Source organism: Pseudomonas sp. NFIX49 (genome assembly GCF_900115915.1).
In the GTDB taxonomy this organism is placed as follows: Bacteria; Pseudomonadota; Gammaproteobacteria; order Pseudomonadales; family Pseudomonadaceae; genus Aquipseudomonas; species Aquipseudomonas pharyngis.
The window spans coordinates 437167-453835 of record NZ_FOYE01000005.1; the positions used below are offsets into that span (position 1 = coordinate 437167).

Here is a 16669-nt window from a genome sequence, read left to right on the forward strand (position 1 = left end):
TTTTGCCGTTCCGTCGACGCTATTATCCGCGCATCCACGTCGATCAGTTCTCCCGCGGCCCTTCACTCGGAGCATCGCATCCAGCACAGCGCGTGGATCTTCTGTTAAAACACTTTTTCGGCTGACGACCTCCCAGGCAGCCGTCACAAGACCCAAACCAAAATGCCATACCCCAACCGTCCTTCTGAGAACCAAGGGCGGACCGCAGATCATCGTGAACGGTAATCTGCGGATAAAAGGTACTGCCCGCTGCCAGTACCACTCTGGATGCTGGGAAACTCTCATAACCACAACATCAGCAAGTCGAGAAAGCTTTACGGTTGCTTCGGAGGGGGCGCGACAGGCTTGGCCACTGCTTGCGAAGTCGGTCTTTGGGGAACATAGCCGTTAGTTTGCAAACCATCCTGCACGGGAGCTGGCTTACCATTTTCGTTTTTGTCAGTCATTTCCTATACCTTTCTCAAGGATTTTTTGGTGGAGGAGCTACCGATTTACTTTCGCTGGTGGGTTTTGGAGAGTATCCATCCCTAAACTCTTGCCGTCCGCCATTACCTGATCCGCTTGTACCGCCGTTCTTTTGCTTGTCTGACATTAATAGTCGCTCCGCTGTCTAAAGATTATCTGGAATTTACTCAACAAACCTTTATGGATTTTTAGGTGGTGGTGCTGGGGCACGCTCGCTTGTTGGAATAGGTATATAACCGTTACTTACGCGACCTGTATCGCGCTTTTTGGAAGGAGGGGCAACTCTTTCAGATGAGTCATTTTTCTTGTTCGACATTTTCATTTTCCTCAGCGTCTTTGAGGTTGAAGAGCTCAAGTGTAGCTATTTCTTTGGCAAGTATGATGATACCGGCGGAGTCATTTCTCTTTCGTTCGAATCCCCCTCCCTCGCTCAAAACCCATGCCTCTTCGAGGTATATCTGCTCCGGTGCCGGACTGCTCGAAGCAAAAGACTTTGTGTCGAAGCGGCCCGCGATTTGACGTCCGTCAACCAAGGTCACTATCACCCAATAGCGACCTCGCTGGCTGAACACAAAATCCCAAGGTTTTCCCGTGGGGTGCGCAAGCGATCGTTGCAGCAGCTGGGTTTTGCGAAGCCATAGAAAGGCCCATGCCCAAGCAATCGGAGCAACCAGCACTACAAGGATGTAAAACAACACATAAAGCGTTGGATAGGATGCTCTGAGGTTGAAGTTCTCTACTGCGTAAATCGGCCCCAATAGCAGCGCGTAGTTGATGGAGCTATAGGCGACGGCGTCTATTAATTGTTGCGCTGAGTCTTTGACTTGCGTCGGCTGAAGAAGCGCGTACATCTTCAGGCTGATGAATCCGGGAACGACGAAAGCGATGAAATAGAAAAGCTTGTTGGCTGCCCAAATATCCATATCAGTCCTTTTTAATTGGGTTCTGTTGTCGTCGTCAGAAGTCGGTCAATGCAAGCTGAGCAGATATTGCCCTATCAACGCCCCTGCTAGCATGATTAGGTCTGATAAAAACTCATTTCGCAGGCCTTGCGCTGTTGGCGCGGATACGATTTTGACCCAGGCTGCTGAATTTGACTGACCTAAACACACCCTTTTAAATCCCGCGCGAGGTCTTCGTTTGCTGAGTTTTCGGGTGGGTCAACGAAGTCCGGCAGGCTGGGTCAAAATCGTATCAGCGCCAACAGCCATGGCTGTCAGGCGGGAGTTCAAAAAAGCAGCGCTCGAACGCCACTTCGAGCTCAACCCGCTCGACTAATGTGCAGCCCTTGCGAAGCCCCCACCAAGAGTGTTCGCGGAGCCGCTACTTATAGAATTGGTCATTGCTAAGCCGTCTGCTATGCGTCTGTCAGCTTCAACGCGCCATGCCTGGAAGCGCTGCTGAAGTACACGGCTTTCATCCACATTCCTATGCAGTTTCCGCTGATGAGACCGCCAATTCTCTTAGCTCACCAATTCCTGAAGAAAATTCGTGAGCGCTTTCTTTGGATCATCCTCTTCCGAAACGATCATCTCTATTCCCCATTGTCCCAGCACTTCCTGAGCAACAGGGTTCGGCCGATTCGTGAATACATATGACTTTAGTCTGGCGGATGGCAATGCGGAGCGCCCCCACATCTCCGTCAGTCGATAAAACAGAAGTCGAATATTGATGTCCGAAATGCTGTATCCGATGAAGAGAACAGAGTTCCCCAAGACATCGTTGCTGAGCTTGATGTCCAGCGGAGAGTCATAATTCAATCGCTGAAAGTAACTGGTTTCGTCGAGAACGATTGATGACTCGTCATCGAAATCCCCATGGAATTTTACGATCTGACGCCGGCCCTCAGCGGCAGATACTAGGTCGGCAACGCTTGCAATCTTGTCGTATGGTACCTCGAACTTGTCGTGGGCCATTTCCAGCCATCGATCATAGTTGGTGGTGTAGATCCGTGAAAATCGTCCGAGGGTAATCAGTCGATGGATTTCGGACGTGGAGATATCTGTACTGTGCTTGTGCCATTCGCGATCCATCCAGCTCCGAAGCGGCCCAAGAGTACCTTTTTTCCTCTTGTAATACTCCGCAAGTGCAAGCGGTGTTCCGTAAGTGGAGAAGATTTTCGGATCGTATCCCAAGTCCTGGGCAATGCGTGCGATAAGCTCGCCCCAAGTAGGCAGGCTTAGATTGGCAGACACCCCAGCACCTACAAAAAGCATGAGTTTGCCGGTGCGGTGCGCGCGTAGCAACTCAGCGTTCATTTTACGCCCTCACAAGTTTTGAGATATTCGGCGAACTGATCGAGTGCTTTGCGGCGCATGGAAATAGCGTCCTTGGCCGGTCCCATCTCAGCGAAAGTTTGGGTGTGCCCGTTCGGGACGAAAACGCAGTCCCATTGAAAGTCAGTTGGACCGGCCGGTACAAGAGGCACAGTTCCCTCGATGGAGCCTTCGAACAGGTGAATCTGGCGCCCATCACAATACCCGAGCACTGTTTTTGCGGTCACTGCTGCATCTTCGAGACCCGCTACAAGCTTGACGAATCGCTCTGCCTCCAGCTTGTCCCAGAATATCTGGGTTAGACCCGCAGGAAGTCCATTGAGACCGCTCAGGTAGAGCCCTGTGTGCTCGACGAAAAGCGGGCGACCTATAGCCTCAAATGCCTTGGTCAACTTGTCCCGCACCAAGCGGTGGACATCCTCGGTTTGCAGTTCTTCAATTTTCCGTGACACCGACACGACTTCCACTCCGATAGGGGAAAGAATTCGCTGCACCTCGTTGACCTTGTGCTGATTTCCGGACATGAAACGGATTTTCAATTTAGACCCTCTATGAATGAGTACCGCTTCGCGACGTCGAACTGTTCGGAAATATCACTGGCGGAGAGTCCCTCGGTCATCGCCGTCGCATGATCATCTGCGAGGCCTCGCTGATGAATCGCTGGGTTGTCCGAGCAAATTACAAAAGGAACCTGGTGGCGCCGAAACTCCAACAGAGGATGGGCCTCGTCGACAGGAACAGCTCCGGTGAGCCTGTTGCTGATTGGGCATACTTCGATGCAAATATCCTGTCGTGCCAGGAGATCTAGCAGGTGAGGATCCTTGCTAGCAGCTGTTCCATGGCCAATACGATCTGCGCCAAACAACTCCACGGCTGACCGAACGTTTTCCACGCGACCAGTTTCGCCCGCATGAATGGTGATTCCGAGTCCGAATCGATCCTTCGCCTTCCGAAATAGCGACGGTAATTCGGCTGGATACGCAATCTCCTCATCGCCCGCCAGATCTAGCCCCACCACATCATCCGGCTCACCGAGATCTTGGTAGGCCTGTAGAAGGGTAGCTAGGCCAACCAAACTGTAATCGCCGCGTGTCACCGTGAGGACCAAGCCCAGACGCATACCGAAGCGGTCGGATGCAGCTCTATACGATTCTAAAAGGCGCTCCAAGGCTTGAGCGGGCGAGCAATTTTGCAGAGCGGCAAGGTATAAAACGCTGCTTCGGAGTTCTACAAAGCGCACGTTGTTCTGCGCGAGGTTCGCGACGACTGCCAAGGAAAGGCGATCCAGGTTCTCGCGTCTTTTGGGGAAGAGCCGCAAGACCTGCCAAGGGGTCAGGTATGACGCCAGCGACTGACACGGTGTGTGTCGCAACATGTCCCGCTCAATCAGGAAACCAGACGGCAGCTCAGTTAATTCATCCGTAAAAATGTCTTGGATCGTCGATATCGGGATGGCTCCGTTCATGTGTACATGCAGTTCAGCACGATCACACTCGCTAGGTTCCAACACCAAGCTCTCGTGTGCAATCTCATGGCCATTGACCCCATTTGGCGTCGTTGCTAGATCCATCTGGCACTGATTCAAGCGCTATCCTTTGTCGTTGTAATGAGCCTAGTTCTACACCGCCCGACTGCGTTTCTGTTTACGATAATCTCAAAAAGCCATCCTATGTACCAGTTGGTCAGGTAGATCGTCTAGTGTCGCTGGCTCAACATTTTTACGGCTACGGCTTGCAAGGGCGCCTACTGATTCATAGCACCATCGCAAGGTCATGTTGTAGGCTGCTTTTTAAACAAGACAGCGATGACTAATCGGCCAGCTGTCTATGAAGTGAAATGGAGTAGTGATGTCTCGATTTGCATTTGGCAGCATTTTCACGGCACTGGATGATGACGAGATCGAAGATCAGAAAGGCTACGGATTCTTCGATTGGCAGGCTCATGGCGTCGTAGGTTACGATGAAGAGTTGGCGACCTATTTCGCGAATTTGGACGGTAGCTGGGGAATTGGTACGGCATACCAGGAGCTTCCCACTATAGCCGACCTGCAGCGCCGACTGGTCGAAGCTTTTCAGGGAGTGGAACTTCCGTTCAACCGAGTAGGGCTTGAGCGGCTGGCTCAAGGTGTCGAAGACAGTCCAACGATCCTGACCCCATCCCAAGCCGCATCCAAAAGATCTTAAAGGAATAAGATGTCCATCGTTTTGTATCACCAAGCATGCCCAGACAAGTCCGCAGTTGATCAGGTTTTGAAACTTGCCGCATCTTTTTGCACTGACCTGAGGCTTGACGCGATTCCTGCCAGCAACGCGTTCTATAGCCTTTACCAGTGGGCGCTCGTACGTGAGGTCGAGTTGTACATCGAGCGAATCGGATACGCTAATGCCCCAGTCGAACTGCTCTTGGCTTTTGACGAATTGAAGCGAGATGAGGTCGTTGGGTTTCTACTCTACCTTCCGGTGATGAGGCAGACCGACGCTTGCGGTGTTTGCTACATGGCGGTGAAGAGTACTCATCAAGGACGTAGGATTGGGAAAAACCTGCTAGTCGCGATGCTTGATCGCTATCCTCATGCTGAATTGACTTGCTCAGTCTCAAATGTAGAGTTTTACGAGAGTATGGGATTTAGCGTGGTTGGCACTCACAGCTCTCAAGTCGCGATGAGTACCAGAACACAAGAGGCTACTGAGGGAGAGATATTGCTCATAGATTCGAGATCGATCCTCGGATCACCTGAGGCGCGGAAACGTCAAATGGAACTGGAGCAGCGTTGGGGTAAAAAAGAGATGCGCTACGCCATACAGCAATTTGAACGCCATGTGTCCAAGCGGGTTCTTCAAGCCGATAATTTTGTGAAAGAACGGCTTGGGAGGTAGAAAGGGCTAAGCGCGCCGGCAGGGACTACGGACCCGTCCAGTCGGATACCTGCCACGCTTTCAGCACTGGTTAAATGGCAAAGGGTAGTTGGTGTTGACTGCTTATTAAAACTACACTTTTATATCTTCGTGTCTTACGCCTCTAAGGTTGCAATCCATTAGGCCTTGATAAGGTCTGGAGTAGCCTATTATCACGAAGTAACCCCTCAGCCTTATAAACCCTCGCTGCGAGTAAAAAAACAGCTTCCTTCTACGTGGGATATGTGGACGTTAAACTGTGTTCCGGTGCATTTGAAAATTGAAGGACTTTCTCCTACCTCAAGTTCTTCAAAGCAATCCTCAAAAGCTACAAAGTAAGGGGCCGTACTTTCAGTGTCGCCTCGAAAACTGTCTTCATCCATCGTGAGGTCAAGGAACACGATGCCCTCATCGTTGCTAGCTATGAAATTTGAAAGCTTTTTGTAATCCGCAATGGAGAATATAACATCTTCGTATTTAGGCTTACCTCGCTTACAAAATTTTTCGCCTCTGATTCGATACCAAATGCTCTTTATGTAAGGTGTAGCTATTTTTCCGAAAATTCTACCGAAAGTACCGGCTATCACGCTAAAAATTTCCATATTTCCGCTCTTAAGCTTGTTTGAGTATCTTCTGTTGGCACTGATTGAAAACGTGACCCACGTGCTGACATGAAACTACTCCACGGCTAGAAAGTCCTCATTGGTTCGTCAATGGAGCGGATATGAAAGCAGTCATCGCAAAGTCGACACGTCCCAGGTCCAGCCGGTGGAACACTCAAGAGGACATAATCGCAGACTGGCTCGTCTGCACAGACAGTGCACACATCCAAACTTCCGGCTACCCGGATGGCCGCTTCCGTCATCGCAGCCTGCTTTGGGTCCCACTCACGCAGCGAAGCGAACCATTCCAGCGTGTGCGGACGAAGCAGCGGGCGAGGCTCTGGCTTAAGCAGCCCCTTACGCTCAAGCCAAGTAGTTGCTGCCCTAATGCGACGATCATGTAGCTGTGTCAAAAGCTCGTAAAGCTTTATCTTCAGAGCGAAATATTGGCGCGGATGCAATGCGTTCACAGTCACGTAGCCCGCATGGTTCAGGACAAAACGGTTTTGCCCTAACTTTTCGCTTGCCAGCAGCTCTTCACAGTATCTCTGCTTGTGCTCCGCCGAGCTTTTGTATCCCTCCATGAAGGCGACGTGATATTGCCAAGCATTCCTTTCAAACTCATCCTTCCACAGTTCCAGATACCTTGAAGCTCTCAGAGCTTTTACTAGGTGATCATCTGCCTCCTGATGGTCCACTAGGTATGCATCAATGTCGTTGAGTGATTCAATCTCAGAGGACAGCATTCGGGCTTCCCGAAGCAAGACATTGGTTGAATCCCGCATAACCTGCACGTGGTCAACATTTTCACGCCAGCCAGCCTCTTCTTCCGCATTGAGATCTCTCAGTACATTCGGAACCTCAAAAAGCGCCGCGCTATTCAGTAACTCCCCTGGATGGCAAAAGTCAGCATCCGGGACTAGGTTCGCCCCGGCCCTGTGATAAGCCTGCGCGACCAATCGCGAGCAGAACTGCCTCCGACCGGCCACAAAACCAGCCAATACACTCTTGGCGGCGCCGATCTTGGTGTATCGAGTACCAACCGCAGCTCTGGCGAAGGCGATAATAGAGTGCAGTTGGTCAGTAGTCAGGGGTGCAACCGGACGAAGAACATGACCAGCGCAGCCTGGCTCAAGTATCAGACGCTCGAGATTGCGTGCATGTACACCGTCACCAGTAGAATCGATCACACTCGACTTCCCCACACAAATCATAGCGTGAGAGATGTCCGCACCAATGGCCTTACGGATCGTTTTGCTCATGGGGTCGGGCGTGGTTGTCAGGACAATATCGCCGAGCTGGATGAGGTCGGAGACGAACACCCGCGGTCTCAGTTCCAATTCATTCATCTCGCCTTCCATATTGAATACTGCTCCTGTGCAGGTACTGAACGATGGATATTGGTGACCGATCCAAAATGTTCAAAACTGAATAGGTATTCAAGCAGGTAGATGCCGAGCTGTCCCGATGATGGTTAGAGATTTCGCTCCTCGGGTCATCGCGACGTACAAATCCTTCGCATCAAGCGAGTCGGCATCAAGAATGACGGCGTGATCATATTCAAGGCCCTTGACCAGCAATGTGGTTCCAATCAGCTTACGATGGCTGATCGGCCGCCCCGAGTGCCTCATCTCGCGCTGGTAAAGAATACCGGCCTCCACGAGCGTCGTAGCTTGACCATCAACATGAATCTTGAGCACGTTCAAGAAACGATAGAGTAAGTCACGGCGATAGGCTGATGTTTCAGGGTTGCTCTTCAAGGTTTGGAAAAATGCCTTGAGATAGCTGCTCGACTGGTCAGACAAATAGTCATTCGCGGCTTGAAGCACGAGTGGGTACTTCGTTGTCTTGCGAAGGTTGGTAACCTCACCACGCTTTGTGCCTGCAGTTAGCGTGCGAGTTACACCTGTGAAGCACTTCGTTGCGAACTTCAGGGCAAGGAGAAAGCCCGCCTGAGCAGTCTTTGCTGCCGCAAGCTTTTTAAGGAATAAGTGCAGATCTTTCCCTTCGATTTCCTCGATTGACGAAAAGCGTCCGGCCATAGATTTCGCCAAGAGGTGCGTTTTGTTCTTGGACTGCTGATCGCCACCGTGCAGGGCGATGACGCTCTCATTATGGTTCAACAGCCCACAGAGCGCTGAGTACTGTTTAGCGGCTAGATACTCGGGCTGGGTGTGGACACTGATTACGCTTGGTGGCAGTTTGGCAAGAAGGTCAATCTTTTGGCCGAGCTCAATCTTTCGCCTTGACTCTTTTAGCCACTCGCCGAGGGCCGGACTCTTCGCGTTGATCCACCGCCAAGGCACCTCCAGCCGTCCCAAGCAATCAAATTCGGGATAGATGCTGGCTTCCCAATCAACGGGCTTGCCGTCGTCAAAATCGAATATGGCTTGCAGGGGGTCACCCAAAATCCGGCTTGGGAGGAACTCCGCCAGGCTACACACCAGATCGTGTTGCAGGTCTGAGCAGTCTTGATACTCGTCGACGTAGAGACCTATGTAGCTTGACGACACCGCCTCACGGATGAACCTTTTGCCCAGCAAACGGGTGCAGCACTCGTACAACTTACTCCACTGTTTGCTGGTCGGGTTTTCAATTTTCCACCCTGATGCCTTCGGATATGCCAAACAGAGGCGAAGTGCCCAACTCGCGATCGTATCGACCTGGTACTGGGAACCGCGAACGCCCAAGTTTGCCATCTTCATTTTTATCGAGTTCACGCCAGCAAAGGTGTGCGTCAGGATAAGCTGCCGGCCGCTGGACGCTCGCACCGCCATTGCGATGAGGTGAGTCTTTCCAAACCCCGCTGGCGCGATTACATAACCCTTGGAGGTACAGTCGTTGAGCTTGATTGCGAGGTCTTCAGACACGCTTGGCCCACTCCCAAAGCCTTCCCAACTCTACGGCGAGATTTGTTTTGCCGAACACGGGATCGTTGAAAGCAGCACTCACCGACTTGAACCACTGGTCGCCTCTCGTAGTGTCCTTGAACCACCCCGCACTCTTTGCTGCAGCACCAATTGCAGTCCGCAGCTTGGGGCTATCCCGCCACTCGCTGATGTCAGGGTCGAGCACGTCCTGATACTGCGATCGCACTTGATCGTATACCGAGTAGAAAAGTTCGACTCCGGCAAGCGTCAAACTGGCAAGTACGGAAGCCCAGGGCAGATCTGCAAAAGCCCGTTCCTCAAGCGAAAGTTTGTCGCTCCAGACGTAGGAGGGAATTCCTAACGCCACAAGCCCAGCAGCATCAGCGGCTGAGAACTGCTTCTCGGCATCGCCATCAGCTAGCACCGACACGTCATAGCCAAGTTTTTTGAAGGCAATGGCCATGCCCTTCACTTTGCTGGCCCCCTTGGCGTCCAGCAACGCCACACCGTGATACGACAATGGATCTTGCCCATTCTCGAGTTGGTGATCGTCAAAGCCCCTTATGAAACCTACCTCGGTAGCGCCTTCACATACGACGACCTTTTTGGCCAAGAATGCTTCAGCGCTAGAGCGAATCTTCCCCTGAACCTCATGCTCTTCGAGGCCCTTCTCGGCAGCAGAGACGATCGTCACGACCCCGCCCTTGCTGTGGACGATATGAAGGTCCTGCACCGTGAGTTCGCGAAGCACCATGGGCGAATGAGTGGTTAGGAAATACTGCCCACGTTTGTCCTCCCTAATGTGCTTGATGAGACGCGTAATGCGATGGGGCTCGAGGCCGAACTCCAACTCATCGAACAACGTGATATGGCCTTCCTCCAGACCTGCTTTCTGGATTCCACACTGAAGCATTCGGCGAGATCCCAGACCTAACTGGCGTAATGGGATTTCGCCGTCATGCAGGGAAAGACCGCCAACTTTCAGGTTGATGGACGCCAAGTCGAGATGGGCCTTATAGGCATCAAGTACAGGGACACCCAAGAGCTTCGCAATCTCTTGTGATTTGGTTGCTGCATTGTCGAAGTTTGTCAGGGTGACAGCGCGGTCGACATCGAGTGAACCTCTCGCGGTCCTCGATGCATTGGCCAATAGCTCGCTCAAGCTCTGCGCCACGGTCAGCTTGGCAAGAGCAGTTCCGTTTGCCCAGGAAAGCTCTCGTTCACTAAATACTCCGATGAGGCCCACGCCGACCTTGTTTCTGTCTGCCTGCTTGAACTGCACTCCGTCAGGATTGCGATCACACACGACTGTCCACTTCGGCTCCAGGTCCTTTTCGACGGTAAGCCGGGCGGTCACTACGCTTTCAAAATGATCATCTGGCTCGTCATGAAGCTTCTGAGCTGCAGCGTCCCAGCCCCGTAGGTGAAGCCCGTACTTATTGAGTGCACAGAAGTCAGCTGCCAAATGCCCGATTGTGATCTCAATGACAATGGGATCAGCGATTTTACATTGGTAAAAATCTGAGTCGCTGAGAGCAAGATTCCACTGGGGATAGAACGTGTACCGGATGGCTTCTAGGATTGTGGACTTTGAGGAGTCGCCCTTGCCTATAAGGCAAAGAATGTCGGCTGTTGGTACGTTCCAATCAAGCGCTTTCACCCCTCGAAAGTTCTTGATCACGATCTTTCTGATTTTCACCGACCGGTATCCTCTGAACGTCATCTATGAGTGAGGCGAAATCCATTTGTAGCGCCTCGCCTGGCTCTCAAGGAAAGCTGGAGGAGTGGCCATTCGCCTTACCCATCATAGATGACATCCAGCGAGCCGGGGAACTCGCCGTACGCATGCGTCGAAGATCGCATTACCCCGAAGGCTTAGGGATACCTACTGGAGAGGAATCACAGCGAATATCGATCACTCTCAATTCTGCAATCGAACAGCAGTCATCTTGGCCTTTTGCTGCTCCCTGACCACAGCCTGCTCATTTATCCGGGTCTGGATTTGGGTGTAGAGCTGAGCCCGCTCGTTGTCGCGGTCGGCCACCGTAACCACCAGAGAATACTGTTCCTTTTCTGCGGCCGAGGGATTCCAGTCACGATCTTGCCTGACTACGACCACAAACCACTTCTCTCCGGGTTTCCCTTGTTTGAACGTCCAGCGAGAAGACTGAACCGTGCCATGGTTTCTCATTTGGGCGGGAATGTCGCGATTTGTGTCCCTGGCTTCTTTGAGTACCTCCGTCTTCTTTTTCATCTCCTGGCTAAAGTGTTTCTGTACCTCCTCCAGCGAGGTGCCAGTGACCAAGCGGTAGTAAATTTGGGTAGCCAGATATTCAATCCGGGTAGTCCTGACTACTGGCGAGTAAGCCAGTGTTATTGAAAGCTCTCTGGTCCCTCGAGCGGAGCGCAAATAGTCCTCCGGCAACGGCAGTTCGAAGAACTGGCATCCGTCGTTCTCAATAGTTTCCTCTGACATCAACACCACGACGTTATCGGAAGACCTAAAAAGATCAGCCTCACTCACCACACCATAGCCGGCCACATCCCTTTCTACGTCGCGGTTCCAGGTGGCTTTCGCCTTCTTGTAGCTCTTTCGAAACTCCTCCGAAAACGTCGAGGTGACCGCATCCGGCAGATAAGCCTGATTCACCAGCATTGCTCGAAGCATATTCGCAGACGCCGTCGGGTAAGCGTTCAGCAGGCGCCCGGCTAGGTGAGTGATGTACGGCGCCGCCAAGCTGGTCCCGCTTATTTCCTTGAAAACCGTATTCCCCGTCCACTGGTGGTTGAGCGTTAACACGCCCAAACCTCGCATGTGCGGCGCCCATTGTGCGTTTGCTTGCCTCATAGGGCTGGCGAGATTGCCGCCGGCCGCAACGAGCTCGGGCTTGATCGCCCCTTTTACCGACGGGCCGTGCCGAGTGAAGGGAGATGGTTGGTTTTCCGATGCAGGTGAAAGATGGTAAATCTCCGGATACTTCTGGCTGTCAATCGTAGAGTTGTGTCGGGAGATGCTCCCCACCGTCAACACCATCATTGCAGGTGCGGGGTCGATGATGGCGCTCTGGGCAGCGATTAGGTACTCCGGGTACTCGTCGCGCCAACTGTTGGTTGGGACTGGTGGGCTTTCGGAGCCACAGAAATTGCCCGTAGAGACTACGAACAAGATGTTGTACCGCCGGGAAAGGACATCCAGGATATAGGCTAGCCCTCTGACATGCGCACCATCGTAGGGAGCATTATTGTTGCCCAGCGAGAGGTTGAAGATCCGGCATCCGAGTTCGACGAAATGCTCTACAGCCTTCGTCAGCGATACCTCGAGAGTGAGTTCGTCGTAGACCGCATTACCTGTATGCGGACATTTCTTCATGACTTTTCCATTGAAGAGCCAGAACTCCGGCTTCCAGAAATTCGAGTTGTTACAACCCTCCACGTCGCCATACAGGGCAACGCCGGCCACAGCGGTCCCGTGACCTGCTTCATCTGCATCCCCCTCCTCATCGACAAACGAGGCGCTCTCAGCCATTGCTGGCTTCAGGAGGGGATGATTCCCGTTAATGCCGCTGTCTAGAATGCAAACGCGGGCTGCGTCATTAGGGGGTGGCGGGATGTTGAGAGGCAACTCATTGATGTCTCGGTTCAGCTGTTGAATGCTAATGCCAGTGGCAGGGATGAGATCCACCAGACGAACATCGCGCTGGTTGAGCAGCAACTGAGCTTGCTGGGGGGTGACCTCGACCCGATACATGAGCAGGCTGTCCAGATTGATTCTGTCGAGCCTCTTGATGTGCTCGGTGGCTAGCCAGCTCTCGAAAGAGGTCGTGAGCTGAACACGACTTGGGTGATGCGCAACCTGAATAGGCCACAGTTCGATATCGAGTTTGAAGGTGGGGGTGTCTGGCAACCCTATATTCTTAAGAGCCCAACTCTTCCGATCTTCTGCGGACCACGCATCTACACCTGCAATAGCCTCGAGAATCTGGCGATGGGTCAAGTTGGCGTCCATGACACCCAGCTTTTGTAGATGGGCGGTAAATTTTGCCAAACCCTCTTCGCTCGCGAACACTACGCAGAGTTGCTTGCCTTCTTGGCTGATAAACTCCAACCCATGCGTATTCAGGTTGGCGAAGGTCAATGCGCCCTCGTACTCCAGCTTTAGAACGTAAGGAGATTTGTCTGAAGAGCCAATTTGCTTCTTGGCCAGCCCCTCCGCTGTGGCGAAGTAACCGTTGAGCTTTTGACCGTGACCAAGCCGATCTTCGCGGGTGACGAAGTGAGGGGGGCTTTTGGTCCGACGCGAGTTATCCAGAACTTCACGTGTAATACTCAGATGCTTGTAGGTTGCCACAGCTTCTTCCTTGAAAATTTATGTTTTAGGACTTTCTGAGGTCCTCCCGCACAAGAGCGCTTTTAAGCTCCTTGATGGTCAGAAACTCTTGCTCTCGCAGGATCATCCGTTTGGCGGCGCGGCGAATAACCCGCTCGATATCCGCGCCGCTCTTACCTTTAAACTCCTTCAATACTTCTTTGTCGTCAATCTCGAATTGACGACGGATCCCTCGCAGTTTCAGCAACAAGATCTCCTTCAACTGCTTTTCATCCGGAAGCGGAAACTCGATCGACTCATCGAATCGCCGCCAAATGGCGGAGTCTAAGATCTTCTCATGGTTGGTAGCCGCCAGGATCAAACTAAGACCTTCGTATGAGTCCATCATCTGAAGGACCGCGTTCACAACACGTCTTAGTTCGCCATGGTCGCCACTATCACCACGTTCTTTACCGATGGCATCGAACTCATCGAAGAGAACAACAAACGGATGTTGGCCAATAAAATCGAAGACCTTACGAAGGTTGGCTGCCGTTTCGCCCAAGAACGAGGACATCAATGCATCCAAGCGGACGATAGCTAAAGGTCGATCAAGCTCGAAGGCCACGACCTCTGCAGCAAGCGTCTTTCCGCAGCCGGGTGGGCCGAAGAAAATCACCTTGCCCGCAGGCTTCATGCCGTAGCTGCGCAGCACATCAGCACGCCGGTTCTCCTCAAGGATCTCCTCCAATGCAGCGGAACTGCTGGGGGGAAGTATCACTTCATCAAGAGACCGCTTTGGAGTTCTTATATCAAGAAGTGGTAAACCACGCTCCTTGTCTACGGGTACGTCGTAGTGAACTCGAGACGCATTACTGGATGACTTGAGATTCAAATCGCTGCCGTAAAGGATTTGCTCCAGATCGTTAGCCAGAAGGTGATGCTGCTTTTGCCGCTCCTCCTCGATAACTGCTTTAGAGGCAAGACGAAACGCATCGGCATCGCCAGCGGTTCCTGCTCGGAACAACTGACGGAGAATTTTACCATTTGCCATAATCACCACCTTCTAAGTTATTGATTTACATACCCATATAGACTTTGACTCTCCTGTCATGACTACATAATTACCAATAACTTTTCTCGCATTTTGATTTTCATAATCAGGCACTCCATTCCCAATTCAACACCTGTAGAAATACGTGCTAACACTTGGAGTCGGGCAGTTGCATGGCGGCGTAGCCTAGTTCATGTGGGGGTGGTCTTAAATGGCCCCTCCCGAAATTCCGCCGAGCTGCAACCTGTCATCCCACCTCTCGACCGATTGCAAGAGCCATCCAAGATGGCAATATCGACCGCACCGAGCTCAACGCATGCCAGTCGCTGGGAGCCAGCTGTTTACGCAGCGCTTCCATTACCCCACCTATACGCCGCTCTCCCAACCAAGCCAAGGCTCGAATTACAGCCCCGGCGGTCGTGGAACCAAGCGCTAACATCCAAAGGGGGGCGTGTCTGATCTCAGCCGTTACTTCTCCCACTTGAAGCGTCCGAGCGCGCCCATTGGTGAGAAACGCGTCCCCACGGGGCACCTGCGCCGACAGGCCCAGCATGTTTGCGGAACGCGCCCCATCAAGGACGATCTCTTCCTGATTTTTCGAGGCTAGAGCACTGACAACCTTGTCTATCGCTGGCGCTAGATACCTACCTTGATCGGTGATGGCCGCTAGGTAAAGCCCACGAGTCGCACGGATAAGCCGCCCAGCCTTCGCCAATCGTGACAGCGCCTGGTCTACGGCGGCCCGGCTTCCCAAGTGCAGAAACTCCTTGGCGCTCAGCAAGCCGCCCTCAGGCAGACGTCGGCTGTGCTCTACGATCGATTCAGGGAGGGTCTTCATAGAAATAAGCAACTCTCGCGACTTTCTTTAATGTCAGAAGATTGTATCTATATCTGACATTGGTCAAGTACTCATCATTCCCGACCATAAATCGGCTCAAGGCGTCTGGAGCACGACGGCCGCCATATGTTTACGCTCACTCGGAATTGCCCTTAAGGCCGAGATGTCACTGACATAGAGCAACTCTCAAAACGTTGCAAGTGCGGGCGTTACGCCACTTTGAGAGTGCAGCAGTGAGCTGGCAATCGGATAAATTCGGCATAGACCTCGGCAAGAGTACGGCGGACGCAAACCCGCCTCTCACTCGATCTGCTATTGGCCCCACCAAGGCGGTTATCCAAGCCAAATCATAAAAGGTAGTACATGCCGTCATTTTGTCGCTATTATGCCGACAAGCAAGCAAAATGCCCTCAAAATGACAGCGAGTATCGTCCATGGCCAGATTAAGCGTTCGCGATTTCCCTGATAACTTGCACCAGCTGCTGCTACAGTCAGCTGCTAGGCATGAACGCTCGCTAGAGGGGGAAACCCGGTTTGGTCTGGCGCGCTACCTTGAATCTATCAAAGCGCCCGAGCCTGGGGCGGCCTCCTTGTGCGAATCCTGGCAGCGCTCTACAGGCCAGCGATTGCAAAAGCTATTTGCGCGCTTGCGCGAAGACAACGTTTTTTCCTGGAGCGAGCGCAGCGATTTGCCTCACTTGGCCTTGGCTTTGGGGGAACCGTCGCCGGCAACGCTAATGAACTGCATCGACGGTCGTGAAGCGCTACCATTTGATTTGGCGAGACGTATTGCCGACCGCTACGGGTGCAGTCTGGAGTGGCTTATCAGTGGCTCTAGCTCTATGTTTCCATACCCAGAAATTGGCAAGGACTATCGCGAGTTTTTCGAGCCTGCTAGCAGAGGCACTGGTAACAATATCAAGCTGGTCCGACTTTGCCCCCCTGAGGATGCCGAAGGTAATTTAAGCCGGCATGACGGTACCTTACTGATGTTCAGATGCAGGGACGACAAACTAAGCATTGCCGCAGGGTATAGCGGGCGCTTTTATCTAAATGGTCGTATGGGTGGCGGTGGCCATAGCTGCCTAGAAGGTTTCATCAACTTTCTTAATGAGAATCAAAACTTGCAGCTCAACGAATACAATTGTGAGGCGCCGATTGATGAATCTGCGATGTGGGACCACCACCCCAATTATTACCTTGATCTCAAGCACTGCAGTAAGGCGTCCTGGCTATACCCACTGCGCGCAGGTAAGTCGCCTTCCAGCATTGACTGGAAGCAACAACATGCCTTTATGAGCCCAAAACAAAGCGATCACCTGCTTTCATAATGTAAGGCTCGTCTGCTGCGCGCTGACATAGCC

The 16669-nt window shown here is 52.4% G+C and carries 14 protein-coding genes; 3 read left to right on the forward strand and 11 right to left on the reverse strand.

From position 1 onward, the window contains the following. Window positions 1-761 precede the first annotated feature (761 nt). From BMZ46_RS16925 to BMZ46_RS16940, 4 genes are all read right to left on the reverse strand, one after another. Window positions 762-1388 (reverse strand): DUF6338 family protein, encoded by a 627-nt coding sequence (locus BMZ46_RS16925; RefSeq protein ID WP_046070192.1) that lies wholly within the window; start codon window positions 1386-1388, stop codon window positions 762-764. Window positions 1389-1928: 540 nt separating this feature from the next. Beyond that, window positions 1929-2723 (reverse strand): SIR2 family protein, encoded by a 795-nt coding sequence (locus tag BMZ46_RS16930; protein ID WP_046070193.1) that lies wholly within the window; start codon window positions 2721-2723, stop codon window positions 1929-1931. Beyond that, window positions 2720-3280 carry a non-canonical purine NTP pyrophosphatase gene (locus BMZ46_RS16935; RefSeq protein WP_046070194.1) on the reverse strand — a complete coding sequence of 187 codons (561 nt, stop codon included), beginning with the start codon at window positions 3278-3280 and terminating at the stop codon, window positions 2720-2722. The genes BMZ46_RS16930 and BMZ46_RS16935 overlap by 4 nt, the downstream gene beginning before the upstream one ends. Beyond that, window positions 3277-4326 (reverse strand): adenosine deaminase family protein, encoded by a 1050-nt coding sequence (locus tag BMZ46_RS16940; protein WP_046070195.1) that lies wholly within the window; start codon window positions 4324-4326, stop codon window positions 3277-3279. Before BMZ46_RS16940 ends, BMZ46_RS16935 begins: the two co-directional genes overlap by 4 nt. Window positions 4327-4588: 262 nt before the next feature. Here BMZ46_RS16940 and BMZ46_RS16945 point away from each other — a divergent pair, with 262 nt between their 5' ends. Next, window positions 4589-4924, forward strand: coding sequence for a hypothetical protein (locus tag BMZ46_RS16945; RefSeq protein WP_046070196.1), 336 nt, complete (start codon window positions 4589-4591; stop codon window positions 4922-4924). Window positions 4925-4933: 9 nt separating this feature from the next. Next, window positions 4934-5617 (forward strand): GNAT family N-acetyltransferase, encoded by a 684-nt coding sequence (locus tag BMZ46_RS16950; RefSeq protein WP_074689834.1) that lies wholly within the window; start codon window positions 4934-4936, stop codon window positions 5615-5617. 212 nt (window positions 5618-5829) lie between these two features. On the opposite strand, the gene BMZ46_RS16955 is transcribed toward BMZ46_RS16950, so the two are convergent. From BMZ46_RS16955 to BMZ46_RS29535, 7 genes are all read right to left on the reverse strand, one after another. Beyond that, the gene (locus BMZ46_RS16955) at window positions 5830-6237 is read right to left on the reverse strand and encodes a hypothetical protein (RefSeq protein ID WP_074689832.1); all 408 of its coding nucleotides are present in this window, start codon (window positions 6235-6237) and stop codon (window positions 5830-5832) included. 86 nt (window positions 6238-6323) lie between these two features. Beyond that, the gene (locus BMZ46_RS16960) at window positions 6324-7598 is read right to left on the reverse strand and encodes a YiiX/YebB-like N1pC/P60 family cysteine hydrolase (RefSeq protein ID WP_074689830.1); all 1275 of its coding nucleotides are present in this window, start codon (window positions 7596-7598) and stop codon (window positions 6324-6326) included. Between the two features lie 78 nt (window positions 7599-7676). Further along, the gene (locus tag BMZ46_RS16965; RefSeq protein WP_074689828.1) at window positions 7677-9107 is read right to left on the reverse strand and encodes a UvrD-helicase domain-containing protein; all 1431 of its coding nucleotides are present in this window, start codon (window positions 9105-9107) and stop codon (window positions 7677-7679) included. After that, a complete protein-coding gene (locus BMZ46_RS16970) occupies window positions 9100-10806 on the reverse strand; it encodes an ATP-dependent nuclease (protein WP_074690205.1) in 1707 nt (568 codons plus the stop codon). The genes BMZ46_RS16965 and BMZ46_RS16970 overlap by 8 nt, the downstream gene beginning before the upstream one ends. Window positions 10807-11028: 222 nt before the next feature. Then, window positions 11029-13455: a S8 family peptidase gene (locus BMZ46_RS16975; RefSeq protein WP_074689826.1), complete on the reverse strand. Its 2427-nt coding sequence runs from the start codon at window positions 13453-13455 to the stop codon at window positions 11029-11031. A gap of 25 nt (window positions 13456-13480) precedes the next feature. Then, the gene (locus BMZ46_RS16980; RefSeq protein ID WP_074689824.1) at window positions 13481-14467 is read right to left on the reverse strand and encodes an AAA family ATPase; all 987 of its coding nucleotides are present in this window, start codon (window positions 14465-14467) and stop codon (window positions 13481-13483) included. A 247-nt stretch (window positions 14468-14714) separates the two neighbouring features. Further along, window positions 14715-15305 (reverse strand): DUF6088 family protein, encoded by a 591-nt coding sequence (locus tag BMZ46_RS29535; RefSeq protein WP_074689822.1) that lies wholly within the window; start codon window positions 15303-15305, stop codon window positions 14715-14717. Window positions 15306-15739: 434 nt separating this feature from the next. Here BMZ46_RS29535 and BMZ46_RS16990 point away from each other — a divergent pair, with 434 nt between their 5' ends. Beyond that, window positions 15740-16636: a FitA-like ribbon-helix-helix domain-containing protein gene (locus BMZ46_RS16990; protein WP_074689820.1), complete on the forward strand. Its 897-nt coding sequence runs from the start codon at window positions 15740-15742 to the stop codon at window positions 16634-16636. The last annotated feature ends 33 nt before the right edge of the window (window positions 16637-16669 follow it).